Consider the following 22,493-nt stretch of genomic DNA (forward strand, 5'->3'; position numbering starts at 1 on the left):
TATAAATCAACGACCATTTTTTTAAAATCTTCATTATATTTTTTGCCTGTATTTTTGTTTCCCATATGGACACAACCTTTCGTTGTTCTATTTTAGCACTTAACTAAGTTGTGTCCACGGAACTATACTAGCACCATCTTTATTTCGTGTGTACTTCTTTAATTCATTTTCTACAACTTTAATTCACTTGAACAACGACAACAAAAATTTTTACGGTACAACTCGGTTGTACCGTAAAAATAGATTAAAGCCTCATTAATACTTTATGAGATTTTACAGAAGGTACAACTAAGTCTTACTATAAAGTACTATTAAAAATAATGTTTTGTTTGTAGAAAGGCATTTTGCAGGATTTATTACGGTACGTTCAAGTTGTGTGCGGTAGAACCAAGTTGTCCAGTTCCAGTACGACTTAGTTGTTCCGGTACACATCCTTTAAACATGAGCCATTCTTAAAAATGGTTCCTTATCTGTTAATTAAACCTCCGTATTTTGAATAAGTGTGTCCCTTTTAACCTAATTAAAAGGACTTTAACCATATATTTTTAATATGAACAATCAACTATTTTATTTGAATCAATCGAAACTAATACTCTCGTCCAAGCAGCTTAAAAGTTATAACATAAATTATATCATCCGCATCCTCCATAAAGTTCACCTCAAAAAAAGCGTATGTTATTACATACGCTTTTTTGGGAGGTGTTATGGGATAATGCTCTGAATCAGAGGATACTTAATATTATGAATAGAAAATAATGCTGATTGGACATTTGTATTACGTTAGATAAATATTACTAAAATGGTAATACCACCTAATTTATAGTTACCCTTTTTAAGAAAACATATTTCTTCTATCTATATTGGATAAATAGTCATTGTATCTAGGTACAACATTCTTTTTATGGGTTTCTACATAAATAAACTAGTTTTATCCACGTTTATAATGTACAAGGGTTTAAAACATACATAATATATTCCAAGTTCACTATCTCATTTAAACTTTAGCAGGATTAGTGAAACAATTTTCTCAAGGAGGTTGAAATCAATGGGTTATCCGTATGGTTATGGTCCACGTTACGGACCATATTATGGCCCACGTTACGGACCATATTATGGCCCACGTTACGGTCGACGTTATGGTCCTTATCGCTATGGTTATGGTGCAGCACCAGCAGCCTTTGCTGGTGGAGTAGTAGGTGGTTTTACAGGAGCTGCTTTAGCTTCTTCTTTCTTCTGGTAATTGTTTTAAAAAATATATATAAGTACGTTTAAATAGATCTCACGTTAATAAATTTAATAAAGGGTTCGTATAAACGGACCCTATACTATAAAAAATGTTTACTAATAAGCTTTTTTTACTATCACAGAAATTCAATTCTCCTTTATAGATTTCAATATATGGACATCAATGTTATAAGCAGCAATTTATAAAGAACAAGTGACATTATTATAGGAGTGTACGGCCCATAGGCACCGGTTTGGTTGTTCAATACGAAGATATAAAATACCTCTATCACAGTTTAAAATAGTACCTTCAAAAATTTGACCATCAATCGTCTCTACTCTAACCTTTTGATTAATATGACGTTTGCATAAATTGTGTAAGTGGTCCCGCAGTGTTCTCATATTTCTCATATATTGTAGGGTCTGCTCTATATAACATTTGCTGTATATTAAGGGATCGGAAACTCATTTGTAAACCCCCTCCATTTGTTTATAAATATTCTCATTCATCTTATGCCATCAACTATTTTGTGGTGTCATCCACATTTTTTACAGGAATTTCATGTTAATTTAGAAATTAAGTATTGTACTAATTAGTTAAAACCAATAGTAAATTCTTCATAAAATTCATCTCCAAAAATAGCCCATCTCACTCGAGAGGGCATTTTTATTAATTCTTCTTCAATTTAACTTCTGTTTAGGTTCACAAGAAAAAGGCTGCCAACAGTGGCAACCGAAACCTTACTTCACTCCTCCTTATTTATATCCAAAAATGATTTAACTCTTTCAACAAGTTGAGCTTTTGGATATAAATTGTACAAGCCACTGGCTAATCGTATCGGATCGCCAAAAAAATACCTTTCATATTGGGTTTGTCTAGTGCCGAACGGACTCATTGTTAGATCCCAACCTAAACGGAATAATTTAACTCGGTCCTCCGCATTATTACAAACAGATTGAAGATACTGGTCCAGATCCCCTCTTATTTCAGAATGAAAAGTATTTTCGGTAGGCAAAGTAACCATTCCACTTGCCCCAATTAGTTGAATGATTTCACAAAAACGGGGATAAATTTTAGGGAAGATCGTACTGAAAACTTGAAGGGGAGTTTCACTTGGCCGCATATAGCCCCATTCATCTAACTCAGCGTCATTTTCTGATTTATCGAGTAATGCTTTCATTGTTTCTATTCCAATAATAATTTCTGACATTTTTTCTTGTATATGCTGATATTCACTGACATCAATTGATTCTACAAGAAGTTGAGCGATACCTAAAAGAAATTCTGTTTTCACGATTTGTCTGATTGCGGCTTGATGATATGCAAAAGCGAGGAAAGAGCTTTGAGTAAAGAAGTTTGTAGCTGCATCAGAATTATCATAAAAAAATACCCGGTCCCAAGGAACTAAAACATTATCAAAGACAATAATAGTATCCATTTCTTCATATCTCGAGCTAAGTGGGTAGTTAAAATTAGAATCTCCTAAAACAAAAGACTCTCTGCAAATAAACTTTACTCCTTTTGTATTGGAAGGGATGGAGAAAGCATACGCTTCATCTGTATCAAAAAACACTCTAGGGGTAGAAAAAACAATTACTTCATCCGTTATGCCACCTTGAGTAGCAAGTAAACGAGCGCCTTTAATGACTATTCCTTTTTCGTTTCTATCAATTACTCTAGCTGAAATGGGTTCTTTAGGAATCCCAAAAATAGTCTGGGATCGATTGACTTGGGGAGTAATAAAGGTATGAGTAAATGAGAGGTCTTGTTCCATAGCCTTTTCATATACGGATAAAATATTTTCGGGAAAACAATTTTCCTTGCCTACTAAAATGGCAGCAGAGGATGCAAAACTCATCATTACAGTATTCATATAATCTGGACTTCTTCCCATCATTCCTTGAGTTTGCCTTGCCCAGTGTTCAATCATTATTCTTCTTCTTTTTATATCCGCTTTTGTTTTGGGCTGCAAATAGGAAAGTCCAATCGGCTCTTCTTTCCCAGGAAGAAAAAAAGTCATCTTATCTTCAAAATTAGGGTTCTTTTGTAAATCGTAAAGCGAAGATTTAGTCTCTATAATTCCTTTGAATGCAGGATGTTCGGAAATCTTTCCTTCAATTTTTTTGCCATCAAACCAAATTTCATTCCCAAGCTGGTCCAATCGGTCAATAAATTCCTTACCACTAATAGTGCCCATAATTTAATCCACTCCTTTTAAATTGGATAATGAAATACACTTATCAATTTTCTACATTCATTATTATTTTATTGGAAATAGATTAAATCTGTTTAGTATAAAAGCACATAATTACCCTAAGCTGAAAGGTTTTTTATGAATATTTAATACACTCAAAAAAAATAAAAGACTAGGTATTAAGGGTGGTAGCATCCTACTTATTTTTATTTGTATGTATATTTAAAACAATAATAAAAAAAGTCTTTACCCTATGTACTAAAAATCATTCATGTTCAATCATCATTAGTGCAGTCAACCTGCTAACAATAGACAAATGGTTCACTTATCTATGAAATTCAAATAATCATAACAAAGGTATAATTGACTATTTTTAATAAAACTACAAACCAATCCACTCTTATCCATTTCAATAAGAACAAGCTTTGCATAAATTAAAGTATAAAGTTAAAGGTGGTGAATTTAATGGGCTATGACGGATATGGATATGGCAGACACTTTGCTTTAATTGTAGTTCTGTTCATTCTGCTAATTATTGTTGGTGCAGCTTGGGCATACTAATTTTCGCCACATCTATAGGAGTGTCATTTTGACGCTCCTTACTTTATGCCAAATTTTCCACATTACCGAAATCCCAGTAAATTAAAAATACTAATTTTTCCAAAAGACAGGTTTATCGATAAATCAGGTGTTTTATGAATATTTAATAAAACCAAGCCTACATTTATTTTGACTAGTGGTAAAATTCTTTTTTCTATTATAAAAGAGAAATAAAAAACTGAATCCAATAAAGGATTCAGTTAAAGGTAGCTAAACCTAATTAACCTCTCTACATAGTGAAAAAGTAATAATCAAGTAATCTATCTTTTACTTAATTAATTCCAGCACAATACTGCTCCTACAATAATGAGGAGAATGAACAATACAACGATTAAAGCGAATGTATTTCCATATCCGTAACCGCCGTATCCATAGCCACCGTAGCCGCCATAACCACACCAGCCCATTAAATATCCCTCCTTTGATCGAAATTATAATGGATTAATAAAGATAAGCTGCACCTACAATAATTAGTAGGATAAACAATACAACAATCAGTGCGAAGCCTGCACCGTATCCGTATCCTTCAGACATAAAATTCCCCTCCTTCCAACTATATATAATAAAGTATGTAATATTTTCAACTATTGGAAAGGCATACGACTAAGAGAGAAAAAAATATTCACATTATGCTTTTTTATCATTTTTTATAAACAATAAATAATTTATTTCAAATGCAATTCTCTCGCATATAATAGATTAAGCCAGCCTCCCCCTGGGTTTTCACCTCTACTTTAAGAAGTGTCTAATGACACTTCTTTTACCTAATTGACTTAAAATCAATATACGACGGGAAAGCTACATTCGAGGAATTCAGGAATGAAGGGGAGAAAGAAGTTTCTATCTAAATTCATTGAGGACCAGCTAAAGGGATAAAACATTTGAATTCTCTTTAACAATTGCGGGTTAGTAAAAAACGGGGAGCCATTTTTTAGTCCAAATACATCTCTACAAAACGTAAAGAACTTTTTTCCGAAAAAGGCCCTCTTCTGTTTCATGGATATCGCTAAATTACTTAGTGTAGTATTAAATGATTTGTTGTGAAAGGCAAACCTATTTAGGAATTAATACAAAGGTAAATAAAAAAAAGAATATCAGAGAATCATTCAAATGAATTTTAGTTTAATATACACATTAAAAAGCGGATATCACAATGATATCCGTTTTTTTGTAGAAGATTAATAAAACATCTTTCTGACAATAAGGGTTTTCTGCCCTAAAATTACCTTGAAATAAATACTATCAATATTCCCATTTTATATAAAAGAGCATTTGGTATATGTATGAATTTCTTTCCTATCTAAGTATATTTAGGTGCCTAAATACAATAGGGGATCATCATTGAAGAATGGGCAGTATACAAATATTCTCACTAAACACATAAAAAATAGCCATGTAATTAACTTATTACCGGCCATTTTTTTCAGTCATATTTGTAAAAAAACTATAATACTACTTTAATTATCATATTACAACTTTAATTCGCCTAGTACTACTTTAATTCATATAATACAACTTTAATTGGATTTGAGTCAATATCTTGGACACAAAAAAGTTAAGTCTTTGTGATTATTAAGATGTAAGCTGTTTGTATCGTGCTAGTTTGACATGGAGCCTCTGCGGGTATGACTTTCCAGCCAATAAGCCAGCTTTCATAAAACTTGGCAATGCCATCAAAGCTATCATGCCCTCCACTCCATGTAAAACCATGAGTGCGGTGGATATCCAGCTAGGTTTGAGCTGCACAAGCTTTATGCTGTTTTTGTTTGATCTTCAATATCTTGTGGTGTTTTGTAGTCTAAACCACTGTGAATTCTTTTACGGTTATACCAACCTTCGATAAATTGAAATATTGCTAGATTCGCAGTTTTGTAGTCTAAATAGGTAACATGATTGACTTCTTCCTTCTTTAAAATGGCATGAAATGATTCTATACAGGCATTATCATATGGGCAGCCCTTTTTACTGAAGGATTGTTTTATCTTTCTTGTTTCGCAAAGCTTTTGAAAATCTTCACTGGTATACTGGGAACCTAAATCGGAATGCAGGATTAACCCTTCTCTTGTATGTTGAGTATCCAAAGCATTATTTAAAGCACTTATTACCAAATCAGTCGTCATTTTACGTCCAAATGAATATCCAACGATTTTTTTAGAATGCAAATCCATGACGGAAGCAAGATAACACCAACCGTCTCTCAGCGTGTTTATATATGTGATATCAGCAACCCATTTTTCATTGATAGTAGAGGTAGTAAAGTCTTGATCTAGCAGGTTTTCACGCTCCATCACCTTCGTTTTACTAGATTGAGGACGAAATTTCTTCTTTACAATGGAGAAAAGGCCAGCGGCCTTCATTAACCGTTGTACACGCTTCACACTCACATTATATCCTTCTTTTTCTAGGAGGTTGTGAATTTTAGGCGCGCCGTAACGCATTTTACTTTCTCTATAAATCTCTTTGATTCTTTTCGTTAGTTGTTTGTTCTCACGTTCACGGTTAGACTCTGTTTTTTTGAATGACTGGTAAAAGGTGCTTTTGGCAATACCAAGTACACCACACAGTGTTTGTGTGTCATGTTGGTCTTGAAGATCTACAATTACTTTTATCAACTCAGTTGTTTTTACTTTTTCGCAAATATGGCCATAGCCTTTTTTAAGATTTCATTTTCTTCCTGGAGACGGAGCATTTCTTTTTTCATTTTGGCAATCTCATCAGAGGTAATTGATGTTCCATCCTCTGTTTCCATAGGTGAAAACTTCTTAATCCATGTATAAATAGTTACTTCAGAAACGCCATATTCGCTACTTAAATCTTTAGCTGAGTTACCAGAGTTATATAAATCAACGACCATTTTTTTAAAATCTTCATTATATTTTTTGCCTGTATTTTTGTTTCCCATATGGACACAACCTTTCGTTGTTCTATTTTAGCACTTAACTAAGTTGTGTCCACGGAACTATACTAGCACCAAATTCACTTGAACAAAAATGTTTTATAAAAAAAGTTCTTTACCGTTATGAGTGTAAAACTTTATAAACTCAAGAATGCTATTTTATATGTTAAAAAATAAACTTGTTACAAGATCGATTGATTACATTTATAAAAAAGTATTTTACTTATCATCCATATATCACAATTTTTAACTTAACAAGTTCATGTTTGATTAGAAGCTGGAGAAAACTTGCTTAATCTTATTCAACTAAGGCACCCGTTAGTTAAACAAGCAAATACAAATACTGAAAAGGGAGACACTAATCTCTGAGGTGAGTCCATTGATAATTTTGAAGTCGTGTCTTGTTTTAAGTCTTTTAACAGCATTACAACCTGTCGAGAATCAAAAGGTTATACCCGCCACACCTAATATAATTAGCTTTGACACTGATTACCACAAAAAAGGAACGTGGGTTCAAATACCAAAAGGAACAAAGAAGATAACATTTAATGTGAAAGCCGAAAACACTGAGACCGTCTTGTTTTGGTTAGTGCCAACTGGCACAGAAACCTGGAATCAAAGAAAACTAATTGGCTATGACATTAAAGAGGATAATAAGGATAATCAATTTACTTTAACTTGGAATATTGACCGTCCATCACTTCTTGACCACTTACATATTCAAGCATTAGGTGAAGGAATTGCAAATGATACAATTAACTTAATAATGGAGTAGTTTAGTCTTTTCTTATTAAACTAAACTCCCTCAATAAAAGAAGCGAAAACACCGATTTACTCATGTTTTCTTAGAATTTCATAGTTGTTTACCTATCGGTAAATGCCTTTATAGCTGGAGAATCTTCACTTGAAAGGATATTTTTGGACTGAGTAAGAAAAAAGAGCTATAACCCACTAACCAGTTCCTAGCAGAAAATGGTAGATGAGTAAAAATATAGCCGCACTGGTGGATGTCCACATTTACTCATGGAGGTCAACCCTCCCATGCCTCACAGAGTCTTCGCTCTCAAATTCCTTCGTCCAACCTTTCCATGAGGTGGATGTCAGCCATGCTGCCCCACAGGGTCCAAGCCCGTAATTTAGTTGCTTTGCCGACTAATCCGTGCTTCATATGTCTCCAAATCTATAAAAACAGAACTACTACTTATCTAAACTAAACCAAAGTTAGGCTGCTATTTCCGTCTTCTCTATTACTGCCATATGAGGGATGTCTATTAACATCTTTTCTTCACTAAATTCAAATTGCTTTTTACCAATGCTAAAGAAGATACGAATCAGTTTATTACACAAAGCGATCAAGGACTGCATCTTCTTTAATGGATTTTCCTGACGTTGAGTATAGTACGCATGCAATGCCTTAAATGCGGAATTCTTGGCGACGAGAATCATACAAACCCTGAATAACAAGGCCCTAAGTTTCTTCCGCCCTCTTTTTGTGATGGTCGTTTTTCCTTTGTGCTTACCGGATGTATTTTCTTTTAAGCTTAAGCCGGCCAGCTTGATAATTTGCCGGGGATGATTGTATTCGCCTAAATCCCCCACTTCCGCGAAGAAGCCGGCAATTGTATCCCTGCCCACACCTTTTATCGCTAACATTTGTTGAACACCTGGTATTTCATCAAGTAGGCCGTCTATTTTTGTATCTAATTCTTCGAATTGTAACTGGATTAATTCATACTTAGCCAGAATGGTTTTCAGCTCTAGCCTGGCCATTTCAGCACCTTGTCGAAGTCCGATGGACTTACTTGCTGCCTGTTTTAACTCCCTGATCTTGTTTAGTCCTACACTCCGAGTTACCGAGAGTCTTAAATGGACGAGCAATTCTTCTTCGGTGAATTCAGCTATCTCGTGGGGAAAGGCATAAAGCTTTAAGAATTGTAATGCTGCCTTGCCTTCCCACTTTTTAAACACTTTTAGGAATTCAGGAAAGTACCGGTCAATCCAGTTGTGCACTTGACCTTGAACTGTTTGAAGGTCTTCAGTTAAAAGATCGCGTATTTTCTTTGCCACACGGAGTTCCGCATAAACACCTTGCGGTATCGTAGGTTCGGCGTATCTTCCGTCCTTGACCAACTGAGCTATGACTTTGGCATCTTTCACATCATTCTTGGTAGGTGAGTTATCATCCAGCTCCTTACTTTTCTTGACGTGCAAGGGGTTTACTGCGACAAACTTAATCCCGTTTTCTTTTAAAATATGTGCTAGGTTGAACCAATAGTGGCCTGTTGGCTCCATGCCAACTATCACTTTATCCATACTTTGTTCTTTTTTAATAGCGGAAATCCACTGAAGAAAATGCTCAAATCCTTCATGTGCATTTTCAAAATAACAAGGTGAACCAAACTCTAATCCCCTATAGTCCTGGGCACGTGCCACATGCTTGAATTTCGCAATATCAACTCCTATAATAAGAGTTTGAGAAGTTATTTGAGCTATCTTCTTATTCTGGTTATAATTCATTTTAAAGCCTCCTGGTTTTTGAGAGATTTGTCCTATTTGCTGGCCAGCGTCAGGACTCTCTCATTCTACCAAGAGGTTATTTTTATGTTCAAACTCCATTTTCTTTCATTACAGGAATGCTGCCCCTTTAGTCGAATAAGAAAAAGCCACCAAATCGGCAGCTGGCTCTTAAACTCTTGCCCCCTATAGTTTAATAAAGTCGGTAACCATAATTATCATCCTTTTAGTTTTTTCCTGCTGAACAGTATATTTGTACTGCGTAATGGCTTTTTGGCTCTTTAGTAAAAGAAAAAGACGATTACTTTTGAGGTAATCGTCTCTTTAATAGGTATATTTCGAGTATCGTTGCCCTACGCTAAAAATAACAAGACATCTAAGATACAATTATGGTATTTAAAGCAACAGATTGGTTACATAGAAGAAATAATCATTATATTATTCAATTTTGCTCACATTGGACATGGAAATTAATATGGTTGCCCACTGGACATTCTCCACCACTTACAAATAATTTACTATCCATTTGTACTAATCGTCAATAAGCGTTTTAGGTTGTCATCAATAAATTTATTATCGGTACTGTTAATTCCACGACCGGCAAAATGCCCCCAAATGGATTCAACGGGATTAAATTCAGCATTAGGTATATGCTTAGCCTCATATTCGTTATTGTCCGCCGTGCAGAAGAGATCCGTGCTCCCTGGCATGACGCAGGTAAGCGCTTTTATGTTTTTGAGAGCCTCATCAAAATCTCCGTTATATATGGGGTTTGCGCTAATATCTGCATGTTGCCCTGTCCATAACATGGCTAGGACGTTGTGCGGATCCATACTCATAAAACTATCTTCCCAAACTCCAACCGCAAAATCTTCCAATGTGTCAAATCCCAGTTCACGATAAAGTTCTTCTTTATAAAAGGTCTGTGATAATCCCCATCCTGCATAGACACGGCCAACTGCACGCATGTCTTCAGAAGTCAACTGGTTTAGCTTAGTAGAATCCGAGCCAATTGAGGCCATGAGCGCAGCCTTAAGTCCATCGAGGACCACATACGTTTGCGGCCAAGTCTTTGCATTTCCACAGAAGGAGGCAATTCGTTCCACCATATCAGGATAAATCGCCCCCCATTGGAATGACTGAAGACCTCCCATTGACCATCCAACTACAAGAGCAATCTTCTGAATGCCAAATTTTTCGGTCACTAGTCTATACTGTAATTGAATGTTGTCATAGATGGTTACCTTTGGAAAATTAGCCTTATTGAATGGTTCTGGCGTATTACTTGGAGATGAAGATAATCCATTTCCTAACAGATTGGGAACAATAATGAAATATTTCTGTGGATCTAGTGCCATCCCGTTTCCAATTAACCATTCATTATTAACATGCTGATCGCCAAAAGCCGTTGGATAAACGATAACATTATCTTTCCTTTCATTCAATGTTCCATAAGTCTTGTAAGCAAGAAAAGCATTTGGTAATGTTACTCCTGACTGCAATGTTACATCACCTAAATTATAAATCTCAAAATCCTCCATGAGTTGTCACTCCTTTCTAAATGAAACACAAACATTTAGAATGTATTTCTTGTTATTAAGTATAAAGCTGTGATACATTCAATAAAAGTGAACAAAATTAATAGTAGTATTCAATAATATTGAAAGTTCGAGGGGGAATTATGATGGAATTTCGCCAACTGAATACATTTCATACGGTTGCAACAACTTTAAATTTCAGTCGAGCTGCTGAAGCACTAAACTATGTACCCTCTAACGTCACGATGCAAATAAAAGCATTGGAGGAAGAGCTTAATGTTCGTCTCTTTGATCGCTTGGGGAAGCAGCTCGTTCTTACAACCGCGGGTAAACGTTTTTTAACTCATGTCCAGGACATTCTAAACAAATTGGACGAAGCCCGCAGCTCCGTTCATGACAATGAAATTCTAAGTGGTACTCTAACGATCAGTGCCAACGAGGTTGTTTGCGCCTATCGACTTCCAGAGGTCTTTAAACTTTTCCGTTTGCGGTATCCGGGAGTTCGCCTTATCTTTCGCTCCGTTCCAAATCAACAACTCAAACAAACGCTCTTTGAGGGTACCTCAGATGTCGTCTTTATACTAGATGAACTCATTCAATCAACGGGACTTACAGCGGAACCATTGACGGAAGAAACTTTTCGCTTTTTTGCCGCTCCAGATCACCCACTTACAAAACAAAATGTTTTACAGCTTGAAGATTTTCACGGAGAAGTTTTCCTCATTAACGAAAAGGGTTGTCCCTATCGAACTATGTTTGACCGAACATTTAAGAAAGGAGACGTTGATAGTATTTCTCCTTTAGAGTTTCAAAGTGCCGAAGCCATTAAACAGTGTGCAATCTCGGGAATCGGTATTGCCTTTCTTCCTGAAATAGTAACTGAAGTCGAAGTTGAACGTGGTGAACTTGTTGCTCTTCCTTGGAGAATTTCAGACTTGGATGTATATACACAGATGTTATGGCATAAAGACAAGTGGCTTTCACCGATAATATTATCTTTCATAGAAACAGCAAAGGAGGTTATGGCTATAGAAGAAGACAATATGTCTAAATAGTTTAACCTATATAGACATATTGTCTTGAATTTCTTTGTATTTAACAGTTCTTTCTATCAGGAAATAGGAAACTCAATACCTATACAATACTATGCACCAATACTTTTATCAGTTCCTCTATACAAAATAATCTTAAACACCTTTAACATATATTAAAAGCTATTAATGATACTGTTAAGAAATATATAAATCTTCCACCAAAAAGTATAACCCCTTTTCTAAAAAACACTTTTCATTCATGAACAAAATTATTTAATGCGTAGTATTTAGTCAACAGCGACATAATATATCTTTGTTATTCAACTAAACTGCCCCTTTAGTTTAAGTGCATTTCTTCACAATCTGCTGTCCATATAAAAAAAGACCGAAGGGTAACCAGGATTGACCTGATTTTCCTTCGATCATCTTTAAACTTACTTAAAAGCAAACATAGATATTTTATCGGTGGTTTCAGTTGTAACTAACTTTATTTAGCTGTTACCAACATAAATATCAAGTTACCGACTTTATTTATCCCTTACCTACTTTATTTTCCGAAATCAAAAATCCAAATTAAATAATAAACATTACTCCACCGTAACACTCTTCGCCAAGTTCCGTGGTTTATCCACGTCACAGTCGCGATGGAGGGCAGCGTAATAAGCGATTAGCTGCAATGGTATAACAGAGATAAGAGGTGTTAATAATTCATTTACTTCTGGTATGATGAAGCGGTCTCCATCTGTTTCTAGACCCTTCATGGAAATGATGCATGGGTTTGCCCCGCGAGCAGTTACTTCTTTCACATTGCCTCGAATGCTCAAGTTCACATTACTTTGAGTAGCAAGTGCAATAACTGGTGTTCCTTCCTCAATTAAAGCGATCGTACCATGCTTTAATTCACCGCCGGCAAATCCTTCTGCTTGAATATAAGAAATTTCTTTTAGTTTTAATGCACCTTCAAGACCAACATAGTTGTCTAGGGAACGGCCGATGAAGAAGCAGTTGCGTGTGACAGTTAAATATTCGTATGCAATTTGCTCGATTTCTTCTTTTGAATCGCATAATACTTCCATAGCATTTGCAACGATTCCAAGCTCATGAATAAGATCAAATTCCTGAGTAATTCCTTTTGCTTTCCCAGCCACGCTTGCAAGGATTGCTAGTACCGCTAATTGCGCTGTATATGCTTTAGTTGAAGCAACGGCAATTTCAGGACCGGCATGCAGCAATAAAGTGTAGTCTGCTTCACGCGAAAGAGTGGAGCCAGGAACATTCGTAATCGTGATAGCTTTATAGCCTAATTTCTTCACATTAACAAGGACTGCACGGCTATCTGCAGTTTCCCCACTTTGTGAGATGAAAACAAATAATGGCTTTTCGCTTAGTAACGGCATATTATAACTGAACTCACTTGCCACATGGACCTCTACAGGGATTTTGGCCATTTTTTCAATGAACTGCTTCCCTACAAGACCGGCATGGTAGCTTGTTCCGCAAGCAATAATATATACACGGTCTGCTTCATTCATCGCTGCGGTAATTTCTGAATCAATTATTAATTCGCCATTGATATCCTGATACGCTTGAATTATCTTTCTCATCACTAGTGGCTGTTCATCAATTTCCTTTAGCATGTAGTGAGGATATGTTCCTTTTTCAATATCGCTTGCATCAATGGATGCTGTATAGGAATCTCTATCAATCTGAATTCCTTGTAGATCTTCAATGGTAATTTCGTCTTTTGTTACGATAACCATTTCCTTATCCATAAGTTCGATATATTGGTTTGTCACCTGAATCATGGCCATTGCGTCACTGGCCACAACATTAAAGTCATCTCCAACACCGACTAAGAGCGGGCTCTTGTTTTTTGCTACATAGATCGTACCATTATCCTCAGAATCTAGTAATGCTAACGCATAGGAACCGACCAATAATGTCAATGTCTTACGGAATGCTTCCTTTGTAGAAAGTCCTTCATTGGCAAATTTCTCTACAAGCTGAACAATAATTTCCGTATCTGTTTCGCTTCTTAGTTCAACATCCTTTAAGTATTCCTGCTGTAGAATGGAATAGTTTTCGATTACCCCATTATGGACAAGAGTAAAGCGTCCGGAAGTACTTTGATGAGGATGCGCGTTTCCTTTACTTGGCACGCCATGAGTTGCCCAGCGTGTATGGCCAATCCCTACTGGGGCATGAGCCTCTTCTGAAATGATAGCTCGAAGATCTGCTATTCTTCCCTTTTCTTTAAAAACATGAATTGCATTTCCATTTTGCAATGCAATACCTGCAGAATCGTATCCTCTATACTCAAGCTTTTCTAGCCCTTTTAATAAAATTTCTTTCGCATCTTTTAGTCCAATATAACCTACAATACCACACATTTCGTATCTTCCTCCTAATATATAGGGGCAAGAATACTAGGAGCATTCCTGCCCCTTATCTCTGCTTTTTAGTTGGGAGTTTCCTATTTTAATAATGATCATCTTAAATCATTTCCTGGTCATTCTTCTCGAGAACAAGAAATATAGATTTACATATTAAGTAAGATCTTTCCACCATTTCTTTTTCCTTTGTGCACTGGGTCACCCCAGTGTTTTGAGAAAAAGACTTCGACTGTGTGTGGCAGCCGGGAGGTACCCGCCGAAATCCTCGATATTCCTCCACCTCGTCAACTAAACACTCACCGTTTAGTTCTGGCGCTTTTCTAATTAATATGTCTAAGTACTATCCCCCTTCTAATGTTAGTATCCACTCCAATTAAAAAGCATCATTATCTTACCTTACTTATGATGCTTTCGTCAATAAAAAACATTTACAATATAAAATATGCATACGGGAATTATCGGTCACCCATATGCATATCCATTTTATCATTTATATTAATTATCCAACTTTAATCCCATTTCCTTTTCCACTACTTCCACAATTCGGCGTACATATTCTTCACATTTTTCTTCAGATTGCGCTTCTGCCATCACGCGAACTAAAGGCTCTGTACCAGAAGGTCGTACAAGGATACGGCCATTTCCGGCCATTTCCAATTCTACTTCCTGAATAATTGCCCTTACATTTTCGTTTTCTGTCACATGATATTTATCTGAAACCATTACATTTACAAGCTTTTGTGGGTATTTCTTCATTTCCCTTGCAAGCTCAGATAATGGCTTCTTCGTTGCCTTCATAATATTAACAAGCTGAAGACCTGATAATAATCCATCTCCGGTTGTATTGTAATCCAAGAAAATAACATGACCGGACTGTTCCCCGCCAAGATTATAGCCGTTATTTTTCATTTCTTCTACTACATAACGATCTCCAACCGCAGTTTGAATACTCTTAATTCCTAGTTCCTCTAATCCTTTGTGGAATCCAAGATTGCTCATTACAGTGGATACTACTGTGGAATGCTTAAGACGGCCTTCACTCTTTAGATATTTGGCACAAATATACATAATTTGATCCCCATCTACGATCTCTCCATTTTCATCGATGGCAATCATACGATCTCCGTCACCGTCAAAAGCAAGACCTACATCTGCTCCTTTTTCCTTTACAAATGCAGCAAGGCTTTCTGGATGAGTAGATCCAACACCTTCATTTATATTTAAACCGTCTGGAGATGCTCCCGTAGTGGACACATCCGCATCAAGGTCCGCAAACAAATGAGTGGCTAAAGAAGATGTTGCACCATTTGCGCAATCTAATGCAATATGTATTCCGGAAAAATCTTCTTCCACCGTTTGCTTTAGGAACTGTAAATATTTTTGACCACCCTCGAAGTAATCATTCACCATACCTAGGTCTCCCCCAATTGGACGAGGCAGCTGATCCTCCGATTGATCGAGCAATTCTTCTATTTCCAGCTCTTGTTGATCCACAAGCTTGAACCCGTCTGAACCAAAAAATTTAATACCGTTATCTGCAACCGGGTTATGAGATGCCGAAATCATCACTCCTGCTTGTGCTCCTAATGCTTTTGTTAAATAGGCAACTCCTGGAGTAGAAATAACGCCTAGACGCATTACCTCCGCTCCAATTGAAAGCAAGCCTGCCACTAACGCTCCCTCGAGCATATGACCGGAAATACGAGTGTCCCGGCCAATAATTACTTTAGGACGCTCTGCATTTTTAGTTAATACATAGCCGCCATAACGGCCTAATTTGAACGCTAATTCAGGTGTTAGCTCCGTATTGGCAATTCCTCTTACACCGTCAGTTCCAAAATATTTACCCATAAGATCGTTCTCTCCTTCTTTACATCCATTATCTATACATTACTTTGATTTTTTTCCGTTAAGCGAATTTTCGCCTTATTACTAGATAGCTCCCACGAAACGTCATTAGGTCCATTAACCTCTATACTTACTTCATGGTCACCAGGCTTTAACCCCGCTAGATCCAAAAACACATCAAAATTATGGTTGGTTATGCTTTTAAGCTCTTGGCTTGTACCAGATACTTTCAAGTCCACATTCCCACCAAGGGGGGAAAGGAACTCTAAGTCATACTTATCATCCAAGCCTTTACTGCTTATTTTCATGTTCGAGAATGTTTTCTGTTCGACCTTGTCCTGTACCTTCACCTTAACCGTTACGGTTGCTGGGTCTAGTTTGTTTACACCTTTTGGACTCTTTAATGGAATAGTTAAATCAGTGTCTTTATCAATTTTACTAATGTCTACATCCAATGTAAGCTCATCAATTGATTTTAATACATCGCTTCTACCATAGATCGTCACATTTTTTGGTTCTGTCGAGATACTATCGATAACGACCCCATTTTTTTCTTTCCCGGTTGGATTTATGGTAATTGGGACTGTTTTACTTGGGTTTTTCACCGGAACCGTTACCTCAACGGTATAAGGTTCTACTGTTACATTTAATTTATTTAAATTGCGATCGAGAACTTGTACACTTGCATCCCTCGTCAGATCGGTATCAACCTTCTTGTTTAGATTCATAACCGCTCTAACATAGCTGATTTGGTCAATCACATCTCTTGCACCAGTGATCTTGACGGTTTTTGGATTGACTGATGGTTCTCCAGCTTCAAATCCTTCCGCCAATAAATCAGAACTAAATTCGGCAGCAACAGGCTTTTCAACCGTAACCTTTTCTTGTACGGACACTTCTATCTCTGCAGGCGAGATTTTAGCTTTTAGTTTATCGGTAAGGTCTTTTACTTTAATCTTTACGCGCTGGCGCCCAATTTTGGCATTACTTAAATCCACATATACACTGAAATTTTTTGTACTTTTTGTATACTCAACGAGACTACTCGGGCCACTAAGGGTTACTTCTACTGATTTAGGAATACCTGTAACAACCATATTTTCCTCATCGTAGTAAAGTACTACCGGCATTTGCAGTGATGTATGGCTTTTATTGGATTTTATATCTTTAAAAAGACTTTTATTATCGTGCACAGACGTGAATAGCAAAAGGGCTAAAAGCAAAGCAAGAATTCGCATAAACCATTTACTTTCCATAAATTTATCCATGCTTTTTCACCCTCCAATTCCACTTTGATGAGGAGGCTTGTTTTTCATGATCTACATCAAAAAGTTCCTTTTCCAATAACTGTTTGAATTGTTCAATCGTAAGGTCTCGATGTAATTCACCGTTTTTTGTTAAGGAAATTGCGCCTGTCTCTTCAGAAACAACAAGTGTAACACTATCTGTTACCTCACTGATTCCTATTGCAGCACGATGCCTGGTACCCAATTCCTTTGAAATGAAAGGACTTTCGGATAATGGTAAATAACATGCTGCTGCGGCAACTTGATTTTTTTGAATAATGACAGCACCATCATGTAATGGTGTATTTGGAATAAAGATATTAATAAGTAGTTCCGATGAAATATTTGAATGTAATGGTATACCTGTTTCTATATAGTCACTCAATCCCGTTTCTCTTTCAAATGAAATTAGTGCCCCAATTCTTCGTTTAGCCATATAGCTCGTCGCTTTTACAATGGATTCAATAATTCGGGATCGCTCTTCATCCTCTTGAACATTACCGCGTGAAAACAGTTTCCCGCGTCCTAAGTGTTCAAGTGCCCTTCTTAATTCAGGCTGAAAGATAATGATTACTCCTAAAGCTCCCCACATAATCACTTTGTCAATCATAAAGCTTAATGTATTAAACCCAAGTAAGTCACTTAAAGTTCTAGCGACAACTATAACGATAATTCCTTTTAGCAATTGCACTGCTTTCGTGCCGCGAATCACCATTAGCAATTTATATATCACGTACCAAACGAGGAGTATGTCTACTATACTGGAAAGATAATCTAAGACAGTGAAATTAGCAAACGACATCTTTCGTCCTCCATTAGTTTTTAATAAAGGCTTCTTTTGGTTAATGTTTTCTTTAATCAAACACTGGAAATATCACCAAAAAAGCATTAATAAAAGATACCTCAAAACGAAAACATTCATTATAAACGATAAGATTAATTATCGCTTTAAAAAGTATTATACCACATTTTCTAAATGCAAAAGAAAAAGGAAACAATCACACTATTAATTGCTTCCCGAAATGGTTGGTTCTTATTATAAGTGAACAAGTAAAATTATTTTAGTAAATTCACGAACTTTTTTCCGGTATCCTTCATTTCAAACCAAAGCCAATCATATATTTCATTGATTTCTTCTACATTTCCTGTAACACTTCCGGCCGATGCCATATATTTTTTGCCGTTAATGACCGTAACGTCTCCTTCTACTTTTCCATCTACTCGGAGATTTCCATTTTTCACAATCAGGTCACCCTTTACTACCTCACCCTTTGGAACAATTACCGTGTGATCCTTCACTATTAGATGCGGTTTTTTTGTAAAAGAAAATTCCTGATCATTATTCCACATAGAGAAGACCGTCCCTCCCATTAGGATAATAAAGACACAAGCTGCAGCTAAGATTGGATGAAGTTGGAGCCAACGCTTAACACCCGTTCTTAGCTTTTCCTTTGGTAATTGCTCCATTACCTTCCTGGTAAAATAATTTGGGGCAGATATATGTGCATTGCTTTTAATATAAGCAACCGTCTTCTTTAGTTCTTGAAAATGCTTTCCACATTCTGGACACCGTTGTAAATGTTCTTTAAGCACTTGTTCCTCATTTGCTGATAGTTCACCATCTAAATATTCATGCATATAGAGAATTATTTCCTTAGAACAAGTATTCAATTTCGTTCTCATCCTCTCTATAAATTTCGAAGCTGTTTCCTAAGTGCTTCTCGTCCCCGATGAATTCTTGTCTTAACCGTTCCAAGAGGTAAATTTAGTATTTCACTTATCTCGTTTAAGGATAGTTCCTCTACATACTTTAATATGATTACAGAACGATATTTTTCGGGTAATTGATAAATAGCTTGTTGGATGATTCCTTGAAGTTCCATATTTTCGACTTCCATATCAGGTAATCGATCATTGGAAGGAATTTGCGAATATAACGTAAGACCATCTGTCCCAGATACTTCTGCATCTAAATAGTAATCGGGCTTTTTCTTTCTAAGTCTATCTATACATAAGTTAGTAGCAATTCGATAAAGCCATGTAGAAAATTTTCTCTCCTGCTTATAGCTTTGAATATTCAAATATGCACGTATAAAAGCTTCTTGTGCAATCTCCTCAGCATCATGGCGATTCCCTAACATACGATAACATATTTGAAAAACCTTGTCTTTAAATAGCTCTACTATGTCTTCATAAGCATTTCGGTCACCTTTTATAACTTGCTTTATCCTCTTTTTTACAAGCATTTCCATCTAGTTTCCCTCCGCCCTAGCGGCTATACATTGTTACGAATGAATAGCAAAAAGGTTTCAAAAATATCTATACTTATATAATATCAAATATTTACCAATGAATGTTTTATTTTTTACAAAATTGGATAAACAGTAAATAATAAGTGGAAATGCAATTCAATAGGAAAAGTTCTTATTAACTGGAAATAGAATAAAGAGGAGGTTTCTAAATGAAGATGCAGGAAATAATAACAAACATTGAAGAAAAAAGAAAAGAAATGATTGAACTTGCATTAAAATCCTCTATTAATAATGAAAAGGTTATTGAAGCCAGTGATAATTTGGATCAATTGCTCAATCAATATGAATCAATAAAAAAAAGCATAAAAAAATAGAATAATAGAAAAAAGCAGTAGTTTTCTCTACTGCTTTTTTCATATTATAATAACTTTTCCCCAAAAAGAGAGCACATTAACCCAACAGCAACATCTGCAGTTTTATTTTTATCATCTAAGATTGGGTTTACTTCTACAAATTCTGCGGAAGTAATAATTCCGGATTCTTCTAACATTTCCATTGCTAAGTGGCTTTCACGGTAGCTTATACCACCCATTACTGGCGTACCTACACCTGGACATTCATTAGGATCCAATCCATCTAGGTCAAGGGATAAATGAACTCCATCTGTACGTTCCTTTAAGTATTCAATAGTTTCTTCCATTACTCTTGTCATACCTAAACGGTCAATTTCATGCATGGTATAAACCTTAATGCCTTTATCCTTAATTAATTCTCTTTCTCCTTCATCGAGGTCTCTTGCCCCGATGATGACGATGTTTTCATGTTTTACCTTTGGACTGTAGCCACCAATATTCGTTAATGCATCATGACCGTGTCCCAAGCTTGCTGCTAGTGGCATACCATGAATATTGCCTGAAGGTGAGGTTTCTGGGATATTTAAATCACCATGCGCATCATACCAAATCACACCAAGGTTTTTATAGTGCTTTGACACTCCCGCTAAAGTACCAATAGCGATACTATGGTCTCCTCCCAAAATTAAAGGAAAATCACCTTTTTCAACTATTTCATTAACTTTGGAGCCTAAAATTTCGCTTGCATCTGCAACCGCTTTCAAATTTCGCAAATTTAATTCAGGATCATGTAATCTTTCCGCCTTGCCAATCTCTATATCTCCCATATCATTAACTTCATAGCCTAGTTTTTCAATTCGCTCCACTACGTCGGCATATCGAATCGCGCTCGGTCCCATATTAACTCCCCTGCGTGCTTGCCCTAAATCCATTGGAACGCCAAGAATCGAAATCTTTTTTTTCATATTAAGTACCTCACTTTCCCTTTATACACATATTTTATACAGGAAAATGAAATGACTCAACTCGACAATTTTTTGTATATATATGCACTATATAAGATGACTCTTTAATATAATGATAGACCTGGAAAGCGCCAATAAAAAAAGCCGAATAAACTTATTCGACTCACCACTATTTTCTTTCTTTTGATTCTTCCTTCCATTTTGGAACACCATCATCCTCGTCAAATTCAATTAAGACATCCACTACTCCTCTTTCCTTTAAAATCCTTTCTTCTAACCGATCCTTTATATCATCTGCCTCTGCAACGGTGATGGATGGGTCAACTTCAATTTCTAATTCAACGTGAAATTCTTCTCCCTCTTTAATTACCGTAACCTCCTGAATATCCTTTACGGAAGGATCATTCATCACTATACTTCCGATCTTTTCTTCCATTTCTTCGTCTGCTTCACCAATTGCACCCGCTGCATTATCCAGAAACACCTTCCCTACAACCACAAACATCATTATTCCAATTAGCACAGAAGCTATTCCTTCAGCCTGATGGAAGGAAGAAAAATGGGATATGATAACGGCTATAATAGCGAGCAAACCGCCTACAGTAGCAACAGTATCCTCCATAAAGACTAATTTCGTTGCGGGTTTCGCTTTTCCTAAATGCTTCAAACTCTGTGTAACAACTCCAAACCCTTTTGCTTCCATATCAAGACTATGAAGGACCTCCTTCATCGCTTTATAAAGAACAAAGGATTCTAACAAAACACCTGCTCCTAACACCACAATATTGATAATAAACCCTTGGGATGCGGTTGGGTGGAAAATATGATGAAAACCCTCTTTAATCGTCTCAAACGACATAATAGCAACTATTATAACTGCTCCAAGTAGCACGAGATTAACAAGCCTTCCGAAACCATTTGGAAAACGATCTGTAGGTGCCTTTTTGCTTAGAGCGGAACCAACAAAAACAAATAGCTGATTTGCCGCGTCACCTAAGCTGTGCATAGTTTCAGCAAACATTGCCACATTGCCAGTCAAAAAAAACGCTATACCCTTTATTATAGAAATAATTGTGTTCACGATGGCAGCTAATAATGCAGATTTATTGCCACCCTTTAAAAGCCGAAATATCTCAGCCATCTAAGACCTCCTACACTAATAATGATATATATTATTTCATTAATTCATTATTTTAGCATTTCTTAATCTGGATACCTTCACAAAATGTGACAATAATAGTTCAAGTTTTATGATGACTAGTAAATATTATTGTTTACGGTGAAATTTAGATTCAGTAGCAATAAAAAAAAATTTATTGTTGGTGGCGATTAGAGGACTCACGTTCTGTTGTCTGTGACAAAAAGACCGATTTCATAATATTAGAGGACAGATTG

General features: G+C 36.2%; 19 protein-coding genes. 5 read left to right on the top strand and 14 right to left on the bottom strand.

Features of this window, described 5'->3' with window-relative positions:
* Positions 1-1,045 precede the first annotated feature (1,045 nt).
* The gene (locus KHA87_RS15975; protein WP_213095128.1) at positions 1,046-1,240 is read left to right on the top strand and encodes a hypothetical protein; all 195 of its coding nucleotides are present in this window, start codon (positions 1,046-1,048) and stop codon (positions 1,238-1,240) included.
* A 730-nt stretch (positions 1,241-1,970) separates the two neighbouring features.
* Here the strand turns inward: KHA87_RS15975 and hpaB are convergent.
* Positions 1,971-3,422, bottom strand: coding sequence for a 4-hydroxyphenylacetate 3-monooxygenase, oxygenase component (hpaB, locus tag KHA87_RS15985; RefSeq protein ID WP_213095129.1), 1,452 nt, complete (start codon positions 3,420-3,422; stop codon positions 1,971-1,973).
* A gap of 462 nt (positions 3,423-3,884) precedes the next feature.
* On the opposite strand from hpaB, the gene KHA87_RS15990 reads away from it, so the two are divergent.
* Positions 3,885-3,980, top strand: coding sequence for a YjcZ family sporulation protein (locus tag KHA87_RS15990; protein WP_213095130.1), 96 nt, complete (start codon positions 3,885-3,887; stop codon positions 3,978-3,980).
* Between the two features lie 314 nt (positions 3,981-4,294).
* Here the strand turns inward: KHA87_RS15990 and KHA87_RS15995 are convergent, their stop codons facing one another.
* From KHA87_RS15995 to KHA87_RS16005, 3 genes are all read right to left on the bottom strand, one after another.
* Positions 4,295-4,426, bottom strand: coding sequence for a YjcZ family sporulation protein (locus KHA87_RS15995; protein ID WP_213095131.1), 132 nt, complete (start codon positions 4,424-4,426; stop codon positions 4,295-4,297).
* 34 nt (positions 4,427-4,460) lie between these two features.
* The gene (locus KHA87_RS16000; protein WP_213095132.1) at positions 4,461-4,553 is read right to left on the bottom strand and encodes a YjcZ family sporulation protein; all 93 of its coding nucleotides are present in this window, start codon (positions 4,551-4,553) and stop codon (positions 4,461-4,463) included.
* 1,217 nt (positions 4,554-5,770) lie between these two features.
* Positions 5,771-6,921 (bottom strand): IS3 family transposase gene (locus tag KHA87_RS16005; RefSeq protein ID WP_213093131.1). Its coding sequence is split into 2 segments (ribosomal slippage): positions 5,771-6,681 and positions 6,681-6,921, totalling 1,152 coding nucleotides; the frame shifts between segments, so codons are not numbered across the junction.
* Positions 6,922-7,294: 373 nt separating this feature from the next.
* On the opposite strand from KHA87_RS16005, the gene KHA87_RS16010 reads away from it, so the two are divergent.
* Positions 7,295-7,690, top strand: a complete 396-nt coding sequence (locus tag KHA87_RS16010; RefSeq protein WP_213095133.1) for a hypothetical protein — start codon at positions 7,295-7,297, stop codon at positions 7,688-7,690.
* A 446-nt stretch (positions 7,691-8,136) separates the two neighbouring features.
* Here the strand turns inward: KHA87_RS16010 and KHA87_RS16015 are convergent, their stop codons facing one another.
* Both KHA87_RS16015 and KHA87_RS16020 read right to left on the bottom strand, forming a co-directional pair.
* Complete coding sequence (locus tag KHA87_RS16015; RefSeq protein WP_213092402.1) at positions 8,137-9,432, bottom strand: IS110 family RNA-guided transposase; 1,296 nt, start codon at positions 9,430-9,432, stop codon at positions 8,137-8,139.
* A gap of 515 nt (positions 9,433-9,947) precedes the next feature.
* Positions 9,948-10,970 (bottom strand): alpha/beta fold hydrolase, encoded by a 1,023-nt coding sequence (locus KHA87_RS16020; RefSeq protein ID WP_213095134.1) that lies wholly within the window; start codon positions 10,968-10,970, stop codon positions 9,948-9,950.
* A 143-nt stretch (positions 10,971-11,113) separates the two neighbouring features.
* Between KHA87_RS16020 and KHA87_RS16025 the strand changes: the two genes are divergently transcribed.
* Positions 11,114-12,022, top strand: coding sequence for a LysR family transcriptional regulator (locus KHA87_RS16025; protein WP_213095210.1), 909 nt, complete (start codon positions 11,114-11,116; stop codon positions 12,020-12,022).
* A 566-nt stretch (positions 12,023-12,588) separates the two neighbouring features.
* Here the strand turns inward: KHA87_RS16025 and glmS are convergent.
* From glmS to sigW, 6 genes are all read right to left on the bottom strand, one after another.
* Entirely contained in the window at positions 12,589-14,391 is a 1,803-nt protein-coding gene (gene glmS / locus KHA87_RS16030) for a glutamine--fructose-6-phosphate transaminase (isomerizing) (RefSeq protein ID WP_213095135.1), read from the bottom strand.
* Positions 14,392-14,889: 498 nt separating this feature from the next.
* Positions 14,890-16,245 (bottom strand): phosphoglucosamine mutase, encoded by a 1,356-nt coding sequence (glmM, locus tag KHA87_RS16035; protein WP_213095136.1) that lies wholly within the window; start codon positions 16,243-16,245, stop codon positions 14,890-14,892.
* 32 nt (positions 16,246-16,277) lie between these two features.
* Positions 16,278-17,510: a CdaR family protein gene (locus KHA87_RS16040; protein ID WP_213095137.1), complete on the bottom strand. Its 1,233-nt coding sequence runs from the start codon at positions 17,508-17,510 to the stop codon at positions 16,278-16,280.
* Positions 17,503-18,330: a diadenylate cyclase CdaA gene (cdaA, locus tag KHA87_RS16045; protein WP_213095138.1), complete on the bottom strand. Its 828-nt coding sequence runs from the start codon at positions 18,328-18,330 to the stop codon at positions 17,503-17,505. The genes KHA87_RS16040 and cdaA overlap by 8 nt, the downstream gene beginning before the upstream one ends.
* A 254-nt stretch (positions 18,331-18,584) precedes the next feature.
* Entirely contained in the window at positions 18,585-19,211 is a 627-nt protein-coding gene (locus KHA87_RS16050) for an anti-sigma factor family protein (RefSeq protein WP_213095139.1), read from the bottom strand.
* 5 nt (positions 19,212-19,216) lie between these two features.
* Positions 19,217-19,780 carry an RNA polymerase sigma factor SigW gene (sigW, locus tag KHA87_RS16055; protein ID WP_213095140.1) on the bottom strand — a complete coding sequence of 188 codons (564 nt, stop codon included), beginning with the start codon at positions 19,778-19,780 and terminating at the stop codon, positions 19,217-19,219.
* Positions 19,781-19,989: 209 nt separating this feature from the next.
* Here sigW and KHA87_RS16060 point away from each other — a divergent pair, with 209 nt between their 5' ends.
* Positions 19,990-20,154, top strand: coding sequence for an aspartyl-phosphate phosphatase Spo0E family protein (locus KHA87_RS16060; protein ID WP_213095141.1), 165 nt, complete (start codon positions 19,990-19,992; stop codon positions 20,152-20,154).
* A gap of 44 nt (positions 20,155-20,198) precedes the next feature.
* Here KHA87_RS16060 and rocF read toward each other — a convergent pair whose 3' ends face one another.
* Positions 20,199-21,098: an arginase gene (gene rocF, locus KHA87_RS16065; RefSeq protein WP_213095142.1), complete on the bottom strand. Its 900-nt coding sequence runs from the start codon at positions 21,096-21,098 to the stop codon at positions 20,199-20,201.
* A 169-nt stretch (positions 21,099-21,267) separates the two neighbouring features.
* The gene (locus KHA87_RS16070; protein ID WP_213095143.1) at positions 21,268-22,239 is read right to left on the bottom strand and encodes a cation diffusion facilitator family transporter; all 972 of its coding nucleotides are present in this window, start codon (positions 22,237-22,239) and stop codon (positions 21,268-21,270) included.
* Positions 22,240-22,493 lie beyond the last annotated feature (254 nt).

The organism is Bacillus sp. FJAT-49736 (assembly GCF_018343615.1).
In the GTDB taxonomy this organism is placed as follows: domain Bacteria; phylum Bacillota; class Bacilli; order Bacillales; family Bacillaceae_C; genus Margalitia.

What these genes read in the sequence shown, in the direction of transcription:
- KHA87_RS15975 (WP_213095128.1), top strand. Translation starts at nt 1,046, where the DNA reads ATGGGTTATCCGTATGGTTATGGTCCACGTTACGGACCATATTATGGC.
- hpaB (WP_213095129.1), bottom strand. Translation starts at nt 3,422, where the DNA reads ATGGGCACTATTAGTGGTAAGGAATTTATTGACCGATTGGACCAGCTT.
- KHA87_RS15990 (WP_213095130.1), top strand. Translation starts at nt 3,885, where the DNA reads ATGGGCTATGACGGATATGGATATGGCAGACACTTTGCTTTAATTGTA.
- KHA87_RS15995 (WP_213095131.1), bottom strand. Translation starts at nt 4,426, where the DNA reads ATGGGCTGGTGTGGTTATGGCGGCTACGGTGGCTATGGATACGGCGGT.
- KHA87_RS16000 (WP_213095132.1), bottom strand. Translation starts at nt 4,553, where the DNA reads ATGTCTGAAGGATACGGATACGGTGCAGGCTTCGCACTGATTGTTGTA.
- KHA87_RS16015 (WP_213092402.1), bottom strand. Translation starts at nt 9,432, where the DNA reads ATGAATTATAACCAGAATAAGAAGATAGCTCAAATAACTTCTCAAACT.
- KHA87_RS16020 (WP_213095134.1), bottom strand. Translation starts at nt 10,970, where the DNA reads ATGGAGGATTTTGAGATTTATAATTTAGGTGATGTAACATTGCAGTCA.
- KHA87_RS16025 (WP_213095210.1), top strand. Translation starts at nt 11,114, where the DNA reads ATGGAATTTCGCCAACTGAATACATTTCATACGGTTGCAACAACTTTA.
- glmS (WP_213095135.1), bottom strand. Translation starts at nt 14,391, where the DNA reads ATGTGTGGTATTGTAGGTTATATTGGACTAAAAGATGCGAAAGAAATT.
- glmM (WP_213095136.1), bottom strand. Translation starts at nt 16,245, where the DNA reads ATGGGTAAATATTTTGGAACTGACGGTGTAAGAGGAATTGCCAATACG.
- KHA87_RS16040 (WP_213095137.1), bottom strand. Translation starts at nt 17,510, where the DNA reads ATGGATAAATTTATGGAAAGTAAATGGTTTATGCGAATTCTTGCTTTG.
- cdaA (WP_213095138.1), bottom strand. Translation starts at nt 18,330, where the DNA reads ATGTCGTTTGCTAATTTCACTGTCTTAGATTATCTTTCCAGTATAGTA.
- KHA87_RS16050 (WP_213095139.1), bottom strand. Translation starts at nt 19,211, where the DNA reads ATGAGAACGAAATTGAATACTTGTTCTAAGGAAATAATTCTCTATATG.
- sigW (WP_213095140.1), bottom strand. Translation starts at nt 19,780, where the DNA reads ATGGAAATGCTTGTAAAAAAGAGGATAAAGCAAGTTATAAAAGGTGAC.
- KHA87_RS16060 (WP_213095141.1), top strand. Translation starts at nt 19,990, where the DNA reads ATGAAGATGCAGGAAATAATAACAAACATTGAAGAAAAAAGAAAAGAA.
- rocF (WP_213095142.1), bottom strand. Translation starts at nt 21,098, where the DNA reads ATGAAAAAAAAGATTTCGATTCTTGGCGTTCCAATGGATTTAGGGCAA.
- KHA87_RS16070 (WP_213095143.1), bottom strand. Translation starts at nt 22,239, where the DNA reads ATGGCTGAGATATTTCGGCTTTTAAAGGGTGGCAATAAATCTGCATTA.